Origin of the sequence: Prevotella sp. P5-50 (assembly GCF_002251295.1) — a bacterium.
In the GTDB taxonomy this organism is placed as follows: domain Bacteria; phylum Bacteroidota; class Bacteroidia; order Bacteroidales; family Bacteroidaceae; genus Prevotella.
The window spans coordinates 1-20260 of the sequence record NZ_NPJA01000013.1; the positions used below are offsets into that span (position 1 = coordinate 1).

Sequence of the window (20260 nt, forward strand, 5' to 3'; positions counted from 1 at the left end):
CTTCTTAAAGAAGTGTCGTGTCTCTGTTCAGAACGAATCTCATATCCGGTAGTATCATGGATCATAAAGCACCTTGATTCCTAAAAATCGACGGTTCGTAAATTCACCCAAGACTGTACTCATAAAAGTAAGTCTCGCTTCTTGTACTACTACTTCTCTGTTTTTATGTAAATCTTTCAAAGAACTCTTCCTTCAGTGCTTGTCAGGTGTTGTATTCCTGAAAGCGGATGCAAAGGTACGGCTTTTTTCTGAACTACCAAACTTTTTCGAGAAAAAAAATGCAGATTGCATGAAACTTTTTTGCAGAGATTGATTTCTGTCAAGCCGCAAAACGGGAACTCCTTATTTATTATATATAAAGGACGTGTGGACGCGCACAAATCTTTTTCTTCATTTCCGATGGCTGAAAAAGCACCCGAAACGCACCAATGCCGCTATTCCTGAATTCCGTTTTTAGAGGGAAGCTTTGCGGAAATGTGCAAAGAACGGGGGGAAATTGATTTTTGCAAGGTCACTATTTGAGTCAATAAAGGACTATTATGGTTGCGATGGGGAGTTGGGATAAAAAGCACCCCCAAGAACAATTTCGCTCTTGGGGGCAGTTTTTCTTTATATCACAACGAGACTACTCGAATATATCTTCTATGTTTCCACCGGCATTGAAAGTTGCATCCAAACCACTTTCATCCATTTTGCATGGATTGTAACCTGGTGGCAGATCGAACACGGCTTCGGGTGAATAGCCTAAGCGCTTGTCTGCATAAACACTTTTCATGAAATAAGCCCAAATGGGGAGTGCACCTGATGCACCCTGGCCGATACTGGTCATGGAAAAGTGAATGTCGCGATCATCACCTCCTACCCAACAGCCGCTAACGAGGTTGGGAGTAATGCCCATAAACCATGCGTCGCTATTATTGTTGGTTGTTCCGGTCTTTCCTCCGACTTCTCCCGTGATATTATACATATAGCGTAATCGTCCACCGGTACCTCCATCAATAACTGCTTTAAGCATATAGAGCATTTTGTGGGCGCTTTCTTCGCTGATGACCTCGTTCATGCGTGGTCGGAACTGTGCCACTACATTGCCTTCATTATCTTCAATGCGTGTTACGAGAAGTGGTGCGGTGCGGATGCCGTGATTGACGAATGCAGTATATGCGCTAACCATTTCTGCCACTGTAATATCGCATGGACCGAGGCAGAGCGACATGGATGGGTGTATTTCCGGATTATTGATGCCATATTCTCGCAACAGGGTTACGAATGCCTGCGGATTGAGTTTACTCATGAGATAAGCCGAAATCCAGTTGTTCGACTGCTGCAATCCCCATTTAAGCGTGACCATTTCGCCATAACGGGAATGGCTGCTATTGCGTGGAGTCCACGGTTTTCCTGCCACCATATAGGTTTGTTGGACATTCGGTGCGAGGTCGCATGGCGAGAATCCATTTTCCATAGCGAGTGAATAGAGGAATGGTTTGATGGTAGAGCCCACCTGTCGTCGTCCTTCCATACACATATCGTATGCGAAATGTGTGAAATTGAGTCCACCTACATAGGCTTTTACGGCTCCGTTTTGGGGGCACATGCTCATGAATCCGCAACGCAGGAACGACTTATAATAGCGTATGGAGTCAAGCGGTGTCATGATAGTATCAACTTCTCCATGATAGGTGAATACCGACATTTCTGTTTTGGTATTGAACGACTTTCGTATCTGTTCCTCAGTAGCTCCCGACTCTTTTAGCACGCGATATCGTTCGCATTGGCGTACGGAGCGCATCAGGATTTTGTTGACTTGCTCCATGGTAAGGTTACCGGAATACGGTGCACTCTTCTTTCCTTTTATCTCGCGGTTGAATGCGGGTTGCAGATATTTTACAACATGTTTATATACGGCCTGTTCGGCATATTCCTGCATACGCGAATCGATAGTGGTATAGACACGTAGTCCGTCAGAATAGAGATTGTACGTTTCACCGTTTTTCTTTCTATTCTTATTGCACCATCCGTAGAGTGGATCGTTCTCCCAGTTGATAGAATCCTGATGGAAGCGTACCATGTTCCATGATGGATAGTCGGAGCGCTCTGGTCTTTTGGCCATCATGTAGCGGCGTAGGTAATCGCGGAAATATACGGCGACGCCATCTTTATGATCGTTGACATGGAAATTGAGTTTGAGCGGTTCTGCAGTATATCGTGCACACTCTTCTTCTGAGAGGTATCCTGCTTTCTCCATCTGTGAAAGTACTACGTTTCGGCGTTCGGTACAACGGTCGGGATGGCGCACAGGATTGAAATAGGATGGGTTTTTGCAAAGTCCGATGAGTACTGCCGCCTCGTTGACAGTAAGGTCTTTTGGTTCTTTACCAAAATATGTACTTGCCGCGGTTTTGATGCCCACGGCATTGTGTAGGAAGTCGAAATAGTTGAGATACATGGAAATAATCTCGTCTTTGGTATAGTTGCGTTCCAACTGTACGGCGATAACCCATTCGATGGGTTTCTGGAGCAGACGTTCGATTACACTATGTGCGGTAGATGAATAGAGCTGTTTGGCGAGTTGCTGTGTAATAGTCGAACCACCTCCGGCACTCTTGTGTCCAAGTAGTCCACGCTTGACTATGGCGCGTCCGAGTGCGAAGAAATCGATTCCAGAATGTTCATAGAATCGCACATCTTCGGTAGCCACCAGTGCTTGGACCAGTGCTGGTGCGAGTTGTGAATAATCTACGAGGATACGGTTTTCACGGTTGTAATTCCATGTTCCCATGATTTTTCCATCGGCACTATATATCTGTGTGGCATAGCGATTGATAGGGTTTTGGAGTTCTTCGATGGGTGGCATATAACCAATCCATCCTTTCGCAATGGCCCAGAAAGCCACTACAGCGGTCAGAACCGATGCTCCAAGGAAAGCCCATAGGCATCGCACAAATATCTTTCTCATTATCAGTTAGTGGTGTTTTTATATTTCTGTGCAAATGTACTGCTTTTTGTTGAAATACGGAAACTTTTCGGTCAATAATCAGCAATACGGCACTTCCAAGGTCGGAAGCGCCGTATTCATCAATCAGAACATTTGCCATTATTTCCAGTTAAACCTTAGTCCCATGGTGAGTCCAAATCCGAAAGGATGTTCCTGATAATAGGTAGGTATCTTTGACCCGTTGTCGAAATGATAATTGACCGTTGGTTCTGCATAGATACTAAACTGCCGGTCGATCATGAATTCGCCTCCGAGTCCACCGTCTATTGACAGTTGGAGTGGACGTATGGTAACTTTTTCACTGGACATGGGGTAGCTTTCACTGTCAGGGTTTGATGTGGCGCATCGGCGTCCACTAACCATTTTCTCGACTGTGCCGCCTGCTTTGGCATAGAAGTGCAAGCGTCTGCTATTCCACAGCGTATAGTTGACATGAAGCGGGATTCCCACATAGTGCAGTTTCTGTTCCATCTGTTGAACATAATGCATGCTCTCTCTGGTGAAATCTGCCGTAAGGCGAGTGTATGAGAGTCCTGCCTCGACACTCCACCGATTGTTGATATAATAACGCATAGATACTCCAAAGCGCAATGGGAAGTGGTGTTTATAGTGTTCCTTTGGTGTAGCCGAAGCCAGTTCGATAGGTCGTAATATATCTGGACCTTTCGCCCCAAAAACCTGAGTATCAGCAGGTGGCATTGCGTCGTACACGACAAGTTCTCCCCCTTTGTTGCCATCATTAGAGAATCCGTTGGAGAAGAATGCCTGCGCCGTGAGACGTTGGCTGTCACCATAAGCATCGTTGCCATGGGTATGTGAGAGATATTCAGATGCCTTCCGCTCACGTCCCGATACATTGGCAAGCGTGAGGCGGTTGGTTTTCGATGTGACCGGTTGAGTCTGCTCGTCGGTAGGGTTCGAGGCTGTTGCAGCAATCGTTTCAGTTGTTTCAGTTACAGCTTTGGCTGTTGTTTCGTCTGTCGCTGCCACAGCCAACGAGGATTGTTCTGTGTTTTCCACATCCACACGTTCGTCGGTTGTTAATATCCGTCGGGATTCCTTCGGCAACCGTTCGGCTTTCTGCGAATGTTGTTCGGACAGAGAAGCCAACAAGGGTTGACTGTCTGACAGAAGCTGCTTTTCTGTTTTTGCTGACAGCTGAACGCCTTGTTTTTCTGTACCGACAGAAGTCTGAATACTGGACTGCTGCGGGTTGAGGTGCGCTGGATTCCACAACAAACTGACTGCCACGCCAACACACAGGATGCCTACTGCCGCCACAGCTATCCATCGTTGACGGTAGAATACAACTTTCTTGGCTGGGCGCTGCTGTGCTGCCACGACTTGCTCCAACTCATCCCATGACAGGAGGGGAGCTGGCTGCTGATAGTCAGCCATCTTGTCTTGCAATTTTTTTCTCCACTGTTCTTTCATAGAATCTATTGTTGGGTGTTTGTATATTGTCTTATCATTTGTGCCAGCAGATTTTTCGCTCTGCTGAGTTGCGATGCCGAAGAGTCTTTCTTGATGCCCAGCAGTTGGGCTATTTCCTGATGGCTTTTGTGTTCGAAGACGTAGAGGTTGAATACCGTTCGGTATCCCGTTGGCAACCTTCTGACCATCTGTTGTATGACATCGGGGGGAATGTCGTTGACAGGCGGATCGTCTTCTTCCGGCACATCAGCCACGTCCCAGTCTATTGTCTGCCATTCGCGTCGTTTTTCTTCGCGCAGATAGCGTAACGCTTGAGTTACCACTATCTTGGTGGCCCATGCTCGGAGCGACCCTTCGCCACGATACTTAAAATCGGAAACATGGGTCAAGAGCTGCACCATACTGTCTTGCATCACATCTTTCAGACTTTCGCTATCAGTAATATAGCGCGCGCATACGGCAGTTAGCAGTCCACCATAACGGTCGTAGAACACCCTCATCGCTGCGGCATTGCCACAGCGAAGTTGTTCGGCCAACTGCTGTTCGTCTGTATCAGTATAGTGCTTCACGATGTTTTCGTTTCTATCGTTATAAAGTGCAAAAGTGGGAAAAACTTGCATAACTGCAATGGTTATTTTTGTTAAAAGACGTTAACTTATAGATTTTCCATGCAAGTTTTCCGCAACGGCAGTCTTTATGTTGACGGAAAGAGGCACCACGATGGTGTTCTATCGCCAAAGAATTTATTAACAAAACAAATAACAGAAAAGACATGACAACAAAGAAAATTATCACTATGCTGATGGGTTGCATGGCCGCCTTTACCTTTGTGGCTTGCAACAGCGACGATGAACCCGCACGTCTGACACCTGCTGAGATTGCTCAGCGCTACGATGTTATCAAGGGTGTACACGACGGAATGATGGTTTATGCACTTTCGGGCGAAGGCACTTCAAACTACAAGACCGATACTCTTGATGTAAAAATCGACATGTACAGCGACTCTGCTTTCGTAATAAAGAACATTCCTCCCAAGGCTTTCACCGTTAATCTGCCCGATGGCGATCTGAAGACAGCTATGGTGAATGCACAGCCTGTGGATCTGAAGTGTGTATATGGCTTCATGCCTTCTACTCAGATTCAGTTTCTGTTGAACCCCTCTACCATGGAATACCATCTTACCTACGGCGACAAGCCTCACAAGGTTAGAGTAGCATTCTACATCAACAACTATAGTTCGTATGGTCTTTGGGATTCAAGAAAGAACCTGATGTACATGCAGATGGTTGTGGCTGGTGTATTTGAAGACGATAGCAACACCAACAAACTGTCGAAAAACCAGGTTGGTCTGATGTTCTATACCAAGAAGAAATAAAACTCATCACTAATACTGAAAAACTTACACTGTTGTCACCGGTCGCAGACACGAATCTGCTGATCGGTGACTTTTTTGTAGCCCGTCATATTCCCATGCAGGCCAAATACATCCAAAACGACCAGTCAATCCCCCATCTACCTATCCATCGAGGCAAAGGCCGGCAAGCTGCCCTGTCACCTACATACAACCCCAATCCATCAATCGGGCAAGTGGATATGATCAATATCATGCAGAAATACCAAAGAAGAAAAAGATGAAAAAAAGATGGAAGAAACGATGGATAACTCATCTTTAATATGTAACTTTGCACACATGAATATAAAAGAACTACAAGGAAAACGCATTGCCGTGCTGCTCTCAGGAGGAGTAGATAGTTCGGTAGTGCTCCACCAACTGGCTCAGCAAGGATTGCACCCCGATTGCTTCTACATCAAAATCGGTCCTGAAGAGGAAGAAGAATGGGACTGTTCGTCGGAAGAAGACTTAGAAATGGCCACAGCCGTAAGCCATAAATACGGTTGTAAACTCGAAGTAATAGACTGTCACAAAGAATACTGGGAACAAGTGACCACCTACACCATGGATAAAGTAAAGGCAGGACTGACACCCAACCCCGACGTGATGTGCAACAGACTCATCAAGTTTGGAGCCTTCCACGACAAGCGTGGCAAGGACTATGACCTTATCGCAACAGGTCACTATGCACAGACAGAAATAGACAGCGAAGGAAGAAAATGGCTCACCACAAGTCCTGATCCGGTAAAAGACCAAACAGATTTTCTTGCACAGATATATGACTGGCAATTGAAAAAGGCACTCTTCCCCATTGGACACATGATGAAGGAAGAGGTGCGCGAAATTGCAGAAAGAGAACATCTGGTAAACGCAAAGCGCAAAGACTCACAAGGCATCTGCTTCTTAGGTAAGATCAACTACAACGACTACATACGCAGATACCTCGGAGAAAAGCCAGGCGAAGTGGTCGAACTGGAAACAGGAAAGCGCATCGGACAGCACCAAGGACTATGGTTTCACACCATCGGACAGCGCCACGGACTGGGTTTCGGAGGCGGACCATGGTTTGTGGTTAAGAAAGACGTAGCAGAAAACATACTCTATGTCAGCCACGGATACGATCCCAAGACTGCATACAAGCAGGATTTCAGAGTGCATGATTTCCATCATCTCACACTCCCACTCGATCCACAGCAGACCCATATTACCTTCAAGATACGTCATACACCAGAATACCATCCCGCCACTATCGAGCATGAAGGCGAAGGACAATTCACCGTACACTCCACACAACCCATCCACGGAGTGGCACCAGGACAATTCTGCGTTATCTACGACGAACAGCACCACCGCTGCTTGGGATCGGGAGAGATAACCGTATGAAAATAAATCGACGAGAATGTTTTGCTATTCGTCACTTTTAATGTAACTTTGCAAATTATGATACAACCCTCCATCGACAATACAACATGGAAAGAAAACGTCATCCTGGTTGATGCAGACTATATCGACAGGGTGACATTCGACCTTATCGTCAACTTTGAACGCATGATTGGGCGCCAAATACCCAAAGCCGACATGGCAAAATGGATTGACTGCATCGCACTCGACGGCGGTATGCGCGAGGGAAAACACGAGACTCAGGTCATACTGATACACGGCAAAAACAAAAAAGGCATGGATAATTTCATGCCTTCAACATTCGACGGAGAACTTGATGGAAAAGCTTTCAGCGATTCGCTCGGCGAATTTCAAATCAGTTGCGTAACCGTAGAAGAACTCGTTTCGGCAGAAGAACTCTTCACCGATGCCATGCAAATCATCGCAAATAGCGCCGACGTGAAACGAATGATGATTATCCCTGATGCTGAAAAAAACATCGAACAGGTGAAACAGGGACTCCGACATGCCGACCCCGAAAAGCACATTACCGTGTTTAGCATGCAACCCATAGCCGGAGGAAACTTCCGACAGGAAATACTCGGATACTCGCTCATGGCAGCACTCGGCATTAGGGGAGACGAAATAAAACCCTGAAACGATAACATAACTAGAAAATTATAAAAACAATAATAAAAATAAGAAAATGGGAAAAGTACTGATGATTGGTGCAGGTGGTGTGGCCACCGTAGCCGCATTTAAAATCGCACAGAATACCGACGTGTTCACCGACTTCATGATCGCATCAAGACGAAAGGAGAAATGCGACCAGATAGTAGAAGCCATCCACAAAAAAGGATACACCATGCCCATCAAAACCGCACAAGTAGATGCAGACGATGTGGAACAACTCAAAGCGCTATTCAACGACTACCAGCCCGAACTGGTCATCAACCTCGCACTGCCATACCAAGACCTCACCATCATGGAAGCATGTCTGGCTTGCGGATGCAACTATCTAGACACAGCCAACTACGAGCCAAAGGATGAAGCTCACTTCGAATACTCATGGCAATGGGCCTATAAAGAACGATTCGAACAAGCTGGACTATGCGCTATACTCGGTTGCGGATTCGACCCAGGTGTCAGCGGCATCTACACCGCTTATGCCGCTAAGCATCATTTCGACGAGATGACACAACTCGACATCGTCGATTGCAACGCAGGAAACCACCACAAAGCATTCGCAACCAACTTCAATCCAGAAATCAATATCCGCGAAATAACCCAAAAGGGACTCTACTACGAGAACGGAGAATGGAAAGAAACTGATCCTCTGTCAGTACACAAAGCACTCACCTACCCCAACATAGGACCACGTGAGAGCTATCTCATGCACCACGAAGAACTGGAGTCACTCGTCAAAAACTACCCATCAATCAAGTTGGCACGCTTCTGGATGACCTTCGGACAGCAATATCTCAACTATCTCGATGTGATTCAGAACATTGGCATGAGCAGAATCGATGAAATAGAATATGAAGCTCCACTGGCTGACGGAACAGGTACGGCAAAGGTAAAAATCGTTCCTCTGCAATTCCTCAAAGCCGTTTTGCCCAATCCACAAGATCTCGGAGAAAACTATGAAGGAGAGACTTCCATCGGATGCCGCATCAAAGGAACTAAAGACGGCAAACAGCGCACATACTACGTATATAACAACTGCTCACACCAGGCAGCCTACGAAGAGACTGGCATGCAGGGCGTAAGCTACACCACTGGTGTGCCTGCCATGATTGGCGCCATGATGTTCCTCAAAGGAATATGGAAGAAACCAGGCGTTTGGAACGTGGAAGAGTTTGATCCAGATCCTTTCATGGAACAACTCAACACACAAGGACTGCCTTGGCATGAAGTGTTTGACGGAGACTTAGAACTCTAATCCACAAACACTACACCTATTTTATAATTTTATAATATATACATTTAGATACAGAAACCTACCATGGCAAAAAAAGAAAACGAAAACGAGACCATCAACGCGCAAAGCGAAAAGATGAAGGCCCTGCAAGCGGCCATGTCGAAAATAGAAAAAGAATACGGAAAAGGCTCCATCATGCGAATGGGTGACGAACAAATAGAGAATGTAGATGTCATACCAACAGGAAGCCTCAACCTCGACCTCGCACTCGGAGTGGGAGGATATCCACGCGGTAGAATCATTGAAATCTATGGTCCGGAATCTTCTGGTAAGACCACACTGGCCATACACGCCATTGCTGAAGCACAAAAGGCAGGCGGCATCGCTGCATTCATCGATGCAGAACATGCCTTCGACAGATTCTATGCGCAGAAACTGGGAGTAGATATCGACAACCTCTGGATATCACAACCCGACAACGGAGAGCAGGCACTTGAGATTGCCGACCAGCTCATACGATCATCTGCTATTGATATATTGGTGGTCGATTCAGTAGCTGCACTCACTCCGAAAAAGGAAATTGAAGGAGACATGGGTGACTCGGCTGTAGGACTGCATGCGCGTCTGATGAGTCAGGCACTACGCAAACTCACAGCCACCATCGCTAAAACAAACACCACATGTATCTTCATCAACCAGTTGCGAGAAAAAATCGGAGTCATGTTTGGTAACCCCGAAACAACTACTGGTGGTAATGCGCTGAAGTTCTACGCTTCTGTAAGACTCGATATCCGCCGCGTCAGCCCCATCAAAGAGGGTGACCAAGTCATCGGAAACCAAGTGCGCGTAAAGGTAGTGAAAAATAAAGTAGCTCCCCCATTCCGTAAAGCTGAGTTTGAAATAACCTTTGGCGAAGGAATATCGAAAGTAGGCGAAATACTCGATCTCGGCGTACAATACAACATCATACAGAAGAGCGGATCATGGTTCAGCTACGACGGACAAAAGCTCGGACAAGGACGTGATGCTGTCAAACAACTGATGAAAGACAACCCTGAACTCTGCGAAGAACTTGAAGCTAAGGTTGTTGAAACCATCAAAAACGAAGAGTAATACACAGATCACATAGATGAAAAGGCGCATCGGAAATATCCGATGCGCCTTTTATCATAGTCCCGTCTCTGGACCATATATACAATCCGAGATTATCTGCGACGACGGGTATGAGTCTTAACAGGAGTTTTACCAGACCCTTCCGAGAAAAGATACCCGAAATAATCTTCCTTCTGACCATCTATATCACCTGTCACATTTTCATTCTTAAAAGTCACATTCTTCGTATAAAGGCGACCTGTAACAGTTTCGGAAAGTGTCAAAGTGACATACCGGCTATTACGCACAGGACGCATACCGTCAATGCGGAAAGTGGTTTCCTTGGCCATTGTCACCACACGACTACCCGCACCATTGCGGATAACCTTCATGGTAGTAGGATACTTCAAATGAACTGTTTTGTTCATATATTGGGCATAATCACCCAAAGAAGCTGACTGCTGGCGCTCGTCTTCTTCCTCAAAAGTAAACGAACCGTAGAACAGATGTTTGGCATTGTCAACAATAAACTCATCATCGCGCATACCACAATTGGTTTTGCTCATGGCCACATTCTGGAAGAATTCACTGCCATCCTTACCCTCAACGATAATCTTTACAGGGAACGAGCGAGTTCCAACACCAACGGCAACAACCTTCACTTTCTGTCCCTTCTCTACCTTCACCAAATCAGCAGCATCGCTTTCATAATCGGTATCAACATAATAATCAGTAGTGGTAGTTACCAATGTCTTGCCAACAAGCAATGAACGAGCAATATCTACATCACCCAGATAGGCTAACGTTGGCACACCTATCTTATTATAGCAATAGTCTTCATAATTGCCGTTGGGCAACTCAAAATAATACTGTTTGTTGTCATCTTGGCAAGTAAAGTTGAGCCGTGCACGACCGTTACTGCCAACAGCATGGCCACGATACACCATCACCTTGCGACGGAAATAACCGTTGCTCACCTCCTTATTATTACTTTCGTCACGGAAGGTATTCACCAACATGTCATATTTTTCAGGCAAAACCATGAAACGCATGCCATCTTGCCAGTCGCACAAACCATATCGAGGAAAGTTACGACCTACGAAATCCTGAGGCTTGTCTGCCTCTTGTGTTGTAGAACCTGCCACCTGTTTGGCATCAGTTTTTGGTGTCTCCACCTTTTTCACTCCTTTCGTCTTCACGATATAGGAATCACTTCCCTGTGCCATAACCGTTGTGGTCATTAGCGCAAGAATACCCATTGTTATCAGCTTTTTCATAATAGTTGTTTATAGTTAACGCTTGCAAAGTTACGATTTAGTAAGGGAAAAACCAAATTTTAAAGCAACAAACATGACCGAATACTATAATTAATATAAAAGCGATAGTACATCATGACACTAATACATGCCAAAATGTCATACAACACCCACTTTTAACAGCTGTCAAACACCATTTGGCACACGCTTTGCTATTAAGTTATCGTTAACATTACGAATATTAAAAATTAAAAAGAAATACATTATGGGAAAAATTATTGGAATCGACTTAGGAACAACTAATAGTTGTGTTGCCGTTTTCGAAGGCAGCGAACCAGTTGTAATTGCCAACAGCGAAGGTAAGCGTACAACACCTTCTGTTATTGGTTTCGTAAAAGACGGCGACCGCAAGGTAGGTGATCCTGCCAAGCGTCAAGCTATCACAAACCCCAAGAACACCGTTTATTCTATCAAACGTTTCATGGGTGAAACATACGAGCAGAGCCGTAAAGAGGCTGAAAGCATGCCTTACACAGTAGTCAACGAAAACGGATATCCACGCGTTGACATTGAAGGACGCAAATACACTCCGCAGGAAATCTCTGCCATGGTGTTGCAGAAGATGAAGAAAACCGCAGAAGACTACCTCGGACAAGAGGTAACCGATGCAGTTATCACCGTACCAGCATACTTCTCTGACTCACAGCGTCAGGCCACTAAAGAAGCCGGACAAATTGCAGGTCTCAATGTGCGTCGTATCGTCAATGAGCCTACTGCTGCCGCTTTGGCATATGGTGTAGATAAGGCCAACAAGGATATGAAGATTGCAGTATTCGACCTTGGTGGTGGTACATTCGATATCTCTATCCTCGAATTTGGTGGTGGTGTATTCGAAGTGCTCTCTACTAATGGTGATACACACCTCGGTGGTGACGACTTCGACCAGGTCATCATCAATTGGCTGGCAGACGGCTTCAAGAGTGAAGAAAACGTTGATTTGCGCAAAGATCCTATGGCCATGCAGCGTCTGAAGGAAGCTGCAGAAAAGGCAAAGATTGAACTGTCAAGCTCTACATCTACCGAAATCAACCTGCCATACATCACCGCTGTTGACGGTATGCCTAAGCACTTGGTTAAAACTCTGACCCGCTCACAGTTCGAGCAGTTGGCACATAACCTCATTCAGGCATGCCTCGTACCTTGTCAGAAAGCAATGGCAGACGCAAAGCTCTCTAACTCAGACATCGATGAAGTAATCCTCGTTGGTGGTTCAAGCCGTATCCCTGCCGTACAGGAGCTCGTCAAGAACTATTTCGGTAAAGAACCTTCTAAGGGAGTCAACCCTGATGAAGTAGTTGCCGTAGGTGCTGCCATCCAGGGCGCCATCCTCAACAAAGAAGAAGGTGTAGGCGATATCGTTCTGCTTGACGTCACTCCACTGACCCTCGGTATTGAGACCATGGGCGGTGTGATGACCAAACTGATTGACGCCAACACTACCATCCCCTGCAAGAAGAGCGAAGTATTCTCTACCGCAGCAGATAATCAGACCGAGGTTACCATCCACGTTCTGCAAGGTGAGCGTCCTATGGCCAACCAAAACAAGAGCATTGGCCAGTTCAACCTGACAGGTATCACTCCTGCCCGTCGTGGTGTTCCTCAGATTGAAGTTACCTTCGACATCGATGCCAACGGTATCCTCAAGGTATCAGCCAAGGATAAAGCCACCGGCAAGGAGCAGAGCATCCGCATCGAAGCCTCTTCAGGTTTGAGCGAAGACGAAATCAATCGCATGAAGGCTGAAGCTGAGCAGAATGCCGAAAACGATAAGAAGGAGCGCGAGCGCATCGACAAGATGAATCAGGCCGACTCTATGATTTTCCAAACAGAGAATCAGTTGAAGGAATTGGGTGACAAACTCCCCGCAGACCAGAAACCCGCTATCGAGCAGGCACTGCAGCAATTGAAGGATGCCCACAAGGCAGGCGACGTTGCCGCCATCGACAATGCTATCAATGCACTGAATGCAGCATGGCAGACCGCTTCACAGCAAATGTATCAGAATGCCGGTGCACAGCCAGGAGCTGGCGCTGGAGCAGGTGCTGGACAGGAGCAGGGCCCATTCTACAATGACCAGCAACAGTCACAGCAGAACACCCAGAAGGATGACAACATCCAGGATGCTGACTTCGAGGAAGTTAAGTAATGCCAAAAGGTAAACACATAATATACAGTAAGCAAAAGCGTGCAGCTCAATGAGTTGCACGCTTTTTGCATTTATGAGGTTCTTGTTTCTTATGCCTTTGTTATGCGCTTGTTTATCGCTTATTTGCAGCACATTTGCAACACAACAAAAAAGTAGATAACGTGGGACTTGTTCCTACCAATACATACTAATGCATACTTAAAAGTAGAAAATATGCCAGCAATAGGATTTGAAATCAAACGCAAGTGTAAGGTCTGTGGTGAAGTTTTCCTTGCCAAGACTCTTGACAGCCAGTATTGTTCGCCTAAGTGCAGCAAGGTGGCTTGGAAACGAAAGTATTGCTGTCCGCTAAATCTTTTTTTTGAGCATAAAAAAATTAGGGCTAGATTCCTCGGTTGGAATTCAGCCCTTTTAGTTACCTTTGTTTCTTGTTGTAAATTTCAATTCAAGTAACTATGAACAAAGGTACACATTTTAGCGGACAGTAATAAATCAGAATGAAGAATTGCTGTCACTCATAAAGTCGGGCAAAGGGGTATACCCGCCACCCAAAGTATTCTGGTGGTGGGTAGGCATTACGTATTTCACCTCGCTATATTCTCTCTGGTGTCTTTTGCAATTGATTTTTCAATGGTTGAAGTGGTAATCGAGTCTTGTCTAATATAGACAAACGTTGAAACCACTGTCGCATTTCGCGACGGTGGTTTTATTCTTTGTCAAGTACCTCCCAGTGACCACTAAAGCCACTACCCACATAACGGATGTGTGGCATTTTGGCAAGGTGACGTTTTATGGTTTTTGAACTTCGATTACTCAATTTGGCCAAATCTTCTGTCGAGATTTGAGGATTGTTTCTGATTTGTTTCTCTATCCAATCATCAAGTTCTTTATCTTGAGGGACACCTTGAGGGACATCTTGAGGGACACCTTGAGGGACACCTTGAATATCACCCTTTGCCGGTCTCATGAATGTTACCACAACAAAACCACCATTGATAGACCATATAGGGGCTGCTACACCTCTCTTTTGACAAGCCTCCATGATGCGCTTCACACCTGACCCCCAGTTCTCAATATAGGTTGTACTATACAACACATTAGCTATAAGCGGATTGTATGGATATGAAATATGTGGCTGTAGGATATTCTCAGGTGTAATCTGTGGGGGCAGTACACCAGGATTCTCGATTTCGATACGATCATCATAGATGGCAATACCTATGGTCAGATTATATCGTTCGTATTGACGATGGCAAAGTGCATTCAATACCACTTCACGCAGAGCTTCAGCAGGGACCTCCAGATATTCATCACGAACGAGCCCGACTATTTTACCATGCATGTTCAGGTGCTTGCGGAAGAAGTTCATAGCCTCATTGAGTAGTACGAAAATATTTCCCTCCACACGTTGGTTGTCGATAAACTCATTCTTATCAGTTCCTTGAAAACGAGCCAAGCGCATAGTGAACTGCGTGTACATACCTGTATCTTTTGTAAAGAGTGCGGTGGCAGCGTTTAGAGGTTTGTTACCTGTCGTCAACTTCCATTTTCCTAACACATCCTCAATGGGTTCTGTTAGAGCCAGATCAGACAACCTGCCTCTTTCAACACCAAGACGCACGACACCACGTATCAGTTTCTCATCCAATGAACTGATGTCTGTAAACTCTGAAGGCTGCCTTTCCCAAGCAAACATGTCTGGCTTACTTCTACGCAATCGTTCTTCGTACATGTCGCGTGGCATCTCCTTCGTTGTACTCTCCACCTTGTAGTAAGGACAACCATGATAAGTATAAGGCACCATTCCCCACGCCCATCCATCAAAGTGCATGGCAATCACTTTGTGGTCTGGCCGATCAGGAATGTCGATATACTCGACCCGCACATCAACTTGCGGTTCCATGTAACTCAGAGCCTGGGCAATCTCCCGTTGGGTGTTGTCAGTAACCTGCTGACCCTGAATCTTCAATGATTTGGGAGCAACACCGAAGATGAGCCAGCCACCTTCGGTGTTCAAGAAGGCGCAAGCAGAATGCATACCATCCTTCAATTCACCTGTGGTCTTCTTCAACTCCAGCTGACGATGCTCGTCACTCTGTATCTGTATTTTCAGTTCATCTATTGTAAGTGCCATATACTAATAACGCCTTTACTCGTCTTTATATTATTGCTTATATTATTTCGCATCTCACTTTCTCTATTACCTTCAAATCCGCAGGCAACCAGTTGACGTTCTCCAGTTCATCCTTGTTGAGCCACTTCGCTGCCTCGTGTTCTTTCAGTTCCAGATGTCCGCTCTCCACATGACAGAGGTAGCAATGCATGGAAAGATGAAATTGAGGATAATCCCATTCCACCGTCTCCACTAGATTCTCTACCACAATCCGCGTTTCCAGCTCTTCCCATATCTCACGCCTCAATGCCTCTTCAGGTATCTCACCCGCTTCCATCTTCCCACCAGGAAACTCCCACCAGTCTTTCCACTCGCCGTATCCTCGCTGTGTGGCGAATATCTTATCATCTTTGCGAATAATCGCAGCTACAACTTCTATCTGTTTCATAATTATGCCATTTCTTTCATTCGTGCGAAATGCATCACGCTGCCGGGAATCGGTTCCACCATATTCCAACGTATCTGCATTTGCATCCTATTTCCTAAATTCTTGTACTCCCAGTCGCTCAGGGTAACACGACCCAAATAAACATATCCCATTGTGCGAGTCTTGTCCTCAACAAAGTTCTTTTGCTCACGGACAAAGAGCAGCATGGTCTGTGTCTGATGGATATAAGCCTGACCTTCATTTGATTCAGGCTTTACTCGGTTCCGAGTATCCCATTGGAATAGATAGGGTGACAACGCCTTGTCGTCGTAATCAGTCGTAGAGCCCTCTTCACGATTCTTGATGATATCGACAAACATAGCCTCCACATTCAGCAGTTTGTTGCGTTCCATACCCTCGCGAGCTGGCGATTTTCGTGCCAACGTCGATGTTCCGATAGCAACCTGAATCTGTGCCTTTGTATATACGCCATGGAGCTTCAATGGGAAATTTGGCAACAGGGAGTTATCCGGCTTCTCGTAGGCTTTGTTCTCTTGAAGCATCACTCCTATCACCTCAGCAAGCTCTTCAAAGAATAGTTTGTCAGCAGCAAGGGTATCAACCATATCTTGGAGGCTTACAAATCTTCCAGCCGTCTCAAAAAGGTCGTAGTAGAGCATCAGCAATCGCTTTTGATCAACAGCATTCATTCTGTTTACTCTCACTTTGAACGCTCGTTTTGCAAGTTGTTCGATAAAGCTCAAATAGGAATACGAGTCCGTTGCAGACCACTTACGGAATACGGCACGACTTAGCTCCTCATTAAAACGAGATTGCTCTTCGCCCACCCCAGCCTCAAACAATATCTGATTCCACGTTCTCCCTTTGTAGAGCTTATCTACGGGCATCTGATAGATTCTTACGAAATTGGAGAGCGTAAGCGGAACTGAGTGATGTCTCTCGAAGTTCTGTACCAATGCGATGACCTTTCGTACCGTAAAACGCTGAATAGCCCCCTTGATATTGTTCAGGATATGCTCCTTTGCCTTTGGCTCCAGTATAATTCGGCAACCTAAAGGCAAGTGAGGGCAATCGCGTTCCATTTCCTCTACGACACTCATTGACGTTCTGCCGAGCATCACACGCATACGGTCGGTATAATTGAATTCAGCTCGACTGTTACCTACAAAATCAAGTATATTAACATGTGTCTTTCCCTCTGCTTTGCGGAGACCTCGTCCAAACTGCTGGATAAACACAGTGAGACTCTCCGTGGGACGAAGGAAAAGAATTGTATCAACCTCGGGTATATCTACACCCTCGTTGAACATATCCACTACAAATAGATAGTTGATTTCCTTATTCTTCAATCGTCTGTAAAGCGGTGCTCGCATCTGTGCGTTTTCACTGGTCAGCACATCGGCTTTCAATCCACATAGCGTAAATTTGGAAGCCATATATTTGGCATGTTGCTGGTCAACACAGAAACACAAAGCCCTGACATTACGAATATTGGTCAGATACTTCTGCAAAGACTGCAAAATTACAGCAGTACGTGCATCATTGTAACTATAAATACGAGAAAGCTCAGATGCCACATAATGACCTTTATCCCAGGCAACCTCTGAATAATCAACGGAGTCTGTTATACCATAGTAATAGAACGGAGCCAGCAAGCCTTTGTTCAGTGCATCATCAAGACGTATCTCAGCAGAAATGGTACCATCAAAGTCTTGTGTAATGTCTTCTCCATCCATTCGCTCAGGAGTAGCCGTCAATCCTAAAAGCACTTTAGGTCTAAAGTGGTTGATTATCTTACGATAAGAAGATGCTGCCACATGATGAACCTCATCAACGACAATATAATCATAATAGTCTTCAGGTAATGACAAACTATCCAAACGGTTGTTCAATGTGTCCTTTGAGGCGAACACATATTCATAATTTGCAGGTTCTTCGCCTCCATACCATTTCTCGCCAAAATTATAGTCAGAAAGTACTTGCCGGAAAGTCTGGAGACTCTGTCGGAGGATTTCTTCCCTGTGTGCCACGAACAACAGACGGGCACGTTCGTGTTTTTCTGCAAATGCCTTGTAATCGCTGGCAGCCATTACGGTCTTGCCTGTTCCAGTTGCAGCGACCACCAGATTCTTCCAATGATTCCGCACCTCGCGTTCAACCTGAAGTCGTTCTAGAATCTCTTGCTGATAATCGAAAGGACGAATTAAGCCCTTAAGTGTCGAGAAATCTATTTCATTATCCACTTCTTTGTTTAAGGCTGCTTTCAGCCTCTCGTTATCTTCGCCATTCACAAAAGTCTCGTAACCATCTGCCCACCATGAAGCATCAAATGCACCAAGAATGGTCTTCATCATTCGTGGCTGCTCCATTTGCGTTACCTTCACATTCCATTCTGCACCTGTATCAAGTGCTTGTTCGGAGATATTTGAAGAACCTATATATGCTGTATTAAAGCCTGTATCACGAAGGAAAACATAAGCTTTTGCATGAAGGCGCTCAGAGGAGACATCGTATGTAATTTTTATTTCTGTATTCTTCAACGATGATAGCTGGATAATGGCATCATAATCAGTAGCCTGCATATAGGTTGTTGTGATTACCTTCAGTTGCCCTCCTCTGTTGGTAAACTCTTTCAACCGTGGCAAAATAAGAGCAAGCCCACGTTTCTTGATAAACGACACCATCAAACGGATTTCATCAGCTGAGGCTATTTCTTTCTGTAACTCCGTATACATCTTCATCCCCTTGCCTGTAAACAGAGCCCCGTTTATGAGCCCCTTCATTGGCATCATCTCCTCCAGACGTTTTGCCAAATCTGGATAATCCGATTGAGTCTTATCAATTACTGCTGTCAAAATCTTGGCCTGAGCAGAAACCAAGTTGCCAGAATCCAAATGGAACTCATTTACCAGTTTACGAATGATGGAATTGGCTAACTCCAGCCCCCTTTTGACAGATGAATCTTTTTGTTCGTCTTCTTCATCAGTCTCATCATTTATATCAACCATATCCGACAGCACCTGTTCAAAGATGCTCGTCAAATACATCGACAGCAACTTTGCCACCTCATCCTTCTTAATGACCCGCTTCCCGATGTAAAACCGGTTCTGGTCAATCGAAGAGATTTTCTCTTCGAACAACTGGTTGATTATCTGCTCATAAATTCCAATCTTCATATGCGTAACTATTGTTTTTATTTTATAATGTACCCTTCCTGGTCATAACATTTATGATAATTCATGATCAACCCAATCAACGACTGCAATTTTGTATCAGTACACCGAAGTGTATGAAATTTGTTGTATTGAATATTATACCTAGTTGCAGAACCTTGAGTCAATCGTTGTTCAATATCAGAAGGGATTAAGAACGATGCACGATCACCAAGATATTTTTGGAATTCTGTCAGGAAGATGTGAATTCCTGCTAAATCGAAATCACCGAAGTGTACGTACCTATTTGGAATACCCATAAGCCAATTACGCAGGTCTGTCGATTGTGGATAGCGAGAGACAAACAGCAGCGGCATATTACCCAGCACAGATTCAAACAATTTCTTTTGCTGACGAATCCTACGGAAGTTCTCCATGTTCTCAATACCCACAACGACTATGTCTTGAGGAATAGAAAATTGCCGCCAGTTGTCGATGAACACAAAGCTGCCTTCATGTGGATTGACAACAAAATCTTTGTCGCAAAGTGAACATGAGATGGGCTCGTAGCTATTAACAGGGAAGCCAGGGCAAGAGCGAACTGTCATTAACTTAGAGTTTCCTGTTTCTGCCGCCAAAGAAGCACGAGAATCGAAACTGCTGACTTCAAGCGTTCGATAGCTTTCATCCTTGTCTATGAGACATCTTTTCAAAGCCTCAACGTCACGAGCGCGATATGATTTTCTCGAACCATGAGTCACCACTGACAACAGCCCTTCTGCCATCAGTTCATCAAGCAGTTTGCTGCTTAGCTTTGAACCAGCCACCTGCTCACCAGAAATCAATGCTTGTATGGATGCGCTTATTGCCATA

At 45.3% G+C, this 20260-nt stretch carries 15 protein-coding genes and 1 pseudogene; 8 read left to right on the forward strand and 8 right to left on the reverse strand.

Annotation, left to right across the window (positions count from 1 at the left end):
* Nucleotides 1–625: 625 nt before the first annotated feature.
* The 3 genes from CIK88_RS01765 to CIK88_RS01775 form a co-directional block, all read right to left on the reverse strand.
* On the reverse strand, nt 626–2953 hold the full coding sequence (locus CIK88_RS01765; protein WP_094390836.1) for a transglycosylase domain-containing protein: 2328 nt from the start codon (nt 2951–2953) through the stop codon (nt 626–628).
* A 138-nt stretch (nt 2954–3091) separates the two neighbouring features.
* Entirely contained in the window at nt 3092–4426 is a 1335-nt protein-coding gene (locus CIK88_RS01770) for an outer membrane beta-barrel protein (RefSeq protein ID WP_094434129.1), read from the reverse strand.
* A gap of 5 nt (nt 4427–4431) precedes the next feature.
* Nucleotides 4432–5046: an RNA polymerase sigma factor gene (locus tag CIK88_RS01775; RefSeq protein WP_094434131.1), complete on the reverse strand. Its 615-nt coding sequence runs from the start codon at nt 5044–5046 to the stop codon at nt 4432–4434.
* Nucleotides 5047–5198: 152 nt separating this feature from the next.
* On the opposite strand from CIK88_RS01775, the gene CIK88_RS01780 reads away from it, so the two are divergent.
* From CIK88_RS01780 to recA, 6 genes are all read left to right on the forward strand, one after another.
* The gene (locus CIK88_RS01780; protein WP_094434133.1) at nt 5199–5801 is read left to right on the forward strand and encodes a DUF4840 domain-containing protein; all 603 of its coding nucleotides are present in this window, start codon (nt 5199–5201) and stop codon (nt 5799–5801) included.
* Between the two features lie 32 nt (nt 5802–5833).
* Complete coding sequence (locus CIK88_RS12260) at nt 5834–6061, forward strand: hypothetical protein (RefSeq protein ID WP_144269564.1); 228 nt, start codon at nt 5834–5836, stop codon at nt 6059–6061.
* A gap of 55 nt (nt 6062–6116) precedes the next feature.
* The gene (gene mnmA, locus CIK88_RS01785) at nt 6117–7202 is read left to right on the forward strand and encodes a tRNA 2-thiouridine(34) synthase MnmA (protein ID WP_094390840.1); all 1086 of its coding nucleotides are present in this window, start codon (nt 6117–6119) and stop codon (nt 7200–7202) included.
* Between the two features lie 57 nt (nt 7203–7259).
* Nucleotides 7260–7856, forward strand: a complete 597-nt coding sequence (locus CIK88_RS01790; protein ID WP_094390841.1) for a DUF6621 family protein — start codon at nt 7260–7262, stop codon at nt 7854–7856.
* A 49-nt stretch (nt 7857–7905) separates the two neighbouring features.
* Nucleotides 7906–9141, forward strand: a complete 1236-nt coding sequence (locus CIK88_RS01795) for a saccharopine dehydrogenase family protein (protein WP_094390842.1) — start codon at nt 7906–7908, stop codon at nt 9139–9141.
* 63 nt (nt 9142–9204) lie between these two features.
* On the forward strand, nt 9205–10233 hold the full coding sequence (gene recA / locus CIK88_RS01800) for a recombinase RecA (protein ID WP_094390843.1): 1029 nt from the start codon (nt 9205–9207) through the stop codon (nt 10231–10233).
* A gap of 92 nt (nt 10234–10325) precedes the next feature.
* On the opposite strand, the gene CIK88_RS01805 is transcribed toward recA, so the two are convergent.
* Complete coding sequence (locus CIK88_RS01805) at nt 10326–11489, reverse strand: hypothetical protein (protein ID WP_094390844.1); 1164 nt, start codon at nt 11487–11489, stop codon at nt 10326–10328.
* Nucleotides 11490–11733: 244 nt separating this feature from the next.
* Between CIK88_RS01805 and dnaK the strand changes: the two genes are divergently transcribed.
* Together dnaK and CIK88_RS12535 are read left to right on the forward strand one after the other, a co-directional pair.
* Nucleotides 11734–13674, forward strand: a complete 1941-nt coding sequence (gene dnaK / locus CIK88_RS01810; RefSeq protein WP_094434135.1) for a molecular chaperone DnaK — start codon at nt 11734–11736, stop codon at nt 13672–13674.
* Between the two features lie 213 nt (nt 13675–13887).
* Nucleotides 13888–14010 (forward strand): annotated as a pseudogene (locus CIK88_RS12535) (DNA-binding protein); the annotation flags it as partial.
* 370 nt (nt 14011–14380) lie between these two features.
* On the opposite strand, the gene CIK88_RS01825 reads toward CIK88_RS12535, so the two are convergent.
* From CIK88_RS01825 to CIK88_RS01840, 4 genes are read right to left on the reverse strand one after another with little or no spacing between them, the layout of a single operon-like run.
* The gene (locus CIK88_RS01825) at nt 14381–15808 is read right to left on the reverse strand and encodes an ATP-binding protein (RefSeq protein ID WP_094434139.1); all 1428 of its coding nucleotides are present in this window, start codon (nt 15806–15808) and stop codon (nt 14381–14383) included.
* 37 nt (nt 15809–15845) lie between these two features.
* Nucleotides 15846–16235: a (deoxy)nucleoside triphosphate pyrophosphohydrolase gene (locus CIK88_RS01830; RefSeq protein ID WP_094434141.1), complete on the reverse strand. Its 390-nt coding sequence runs from the start codon at nt 16233–16235 to the stop codon at nt 15846–15848.
* 2 nt (nt 16236–16237) lie between these two features.
* A complete protein-coding gene (locus CIK88_RS01835; protein WP_094434143.1) occupies nt 16238–19411 on the reverse strand; it encodes a DUF3427 domain-containing protein in 3174 nt (1057 codons plus the stop codon).
* A 17-nt stretch (nt 19412–19428) separates the two neighbouring features.
* Complete coding sequence (locus CIK88_RS01840; protein ID WP_094434145.1) at nt 19429–20259, reverse strand: hypothetical protein; 831 nt, start codon at nt 20257–20259, stop codon at nt 19429–19431.
* Nucleotide 20260: the final 1 nt, after the last annotated feature.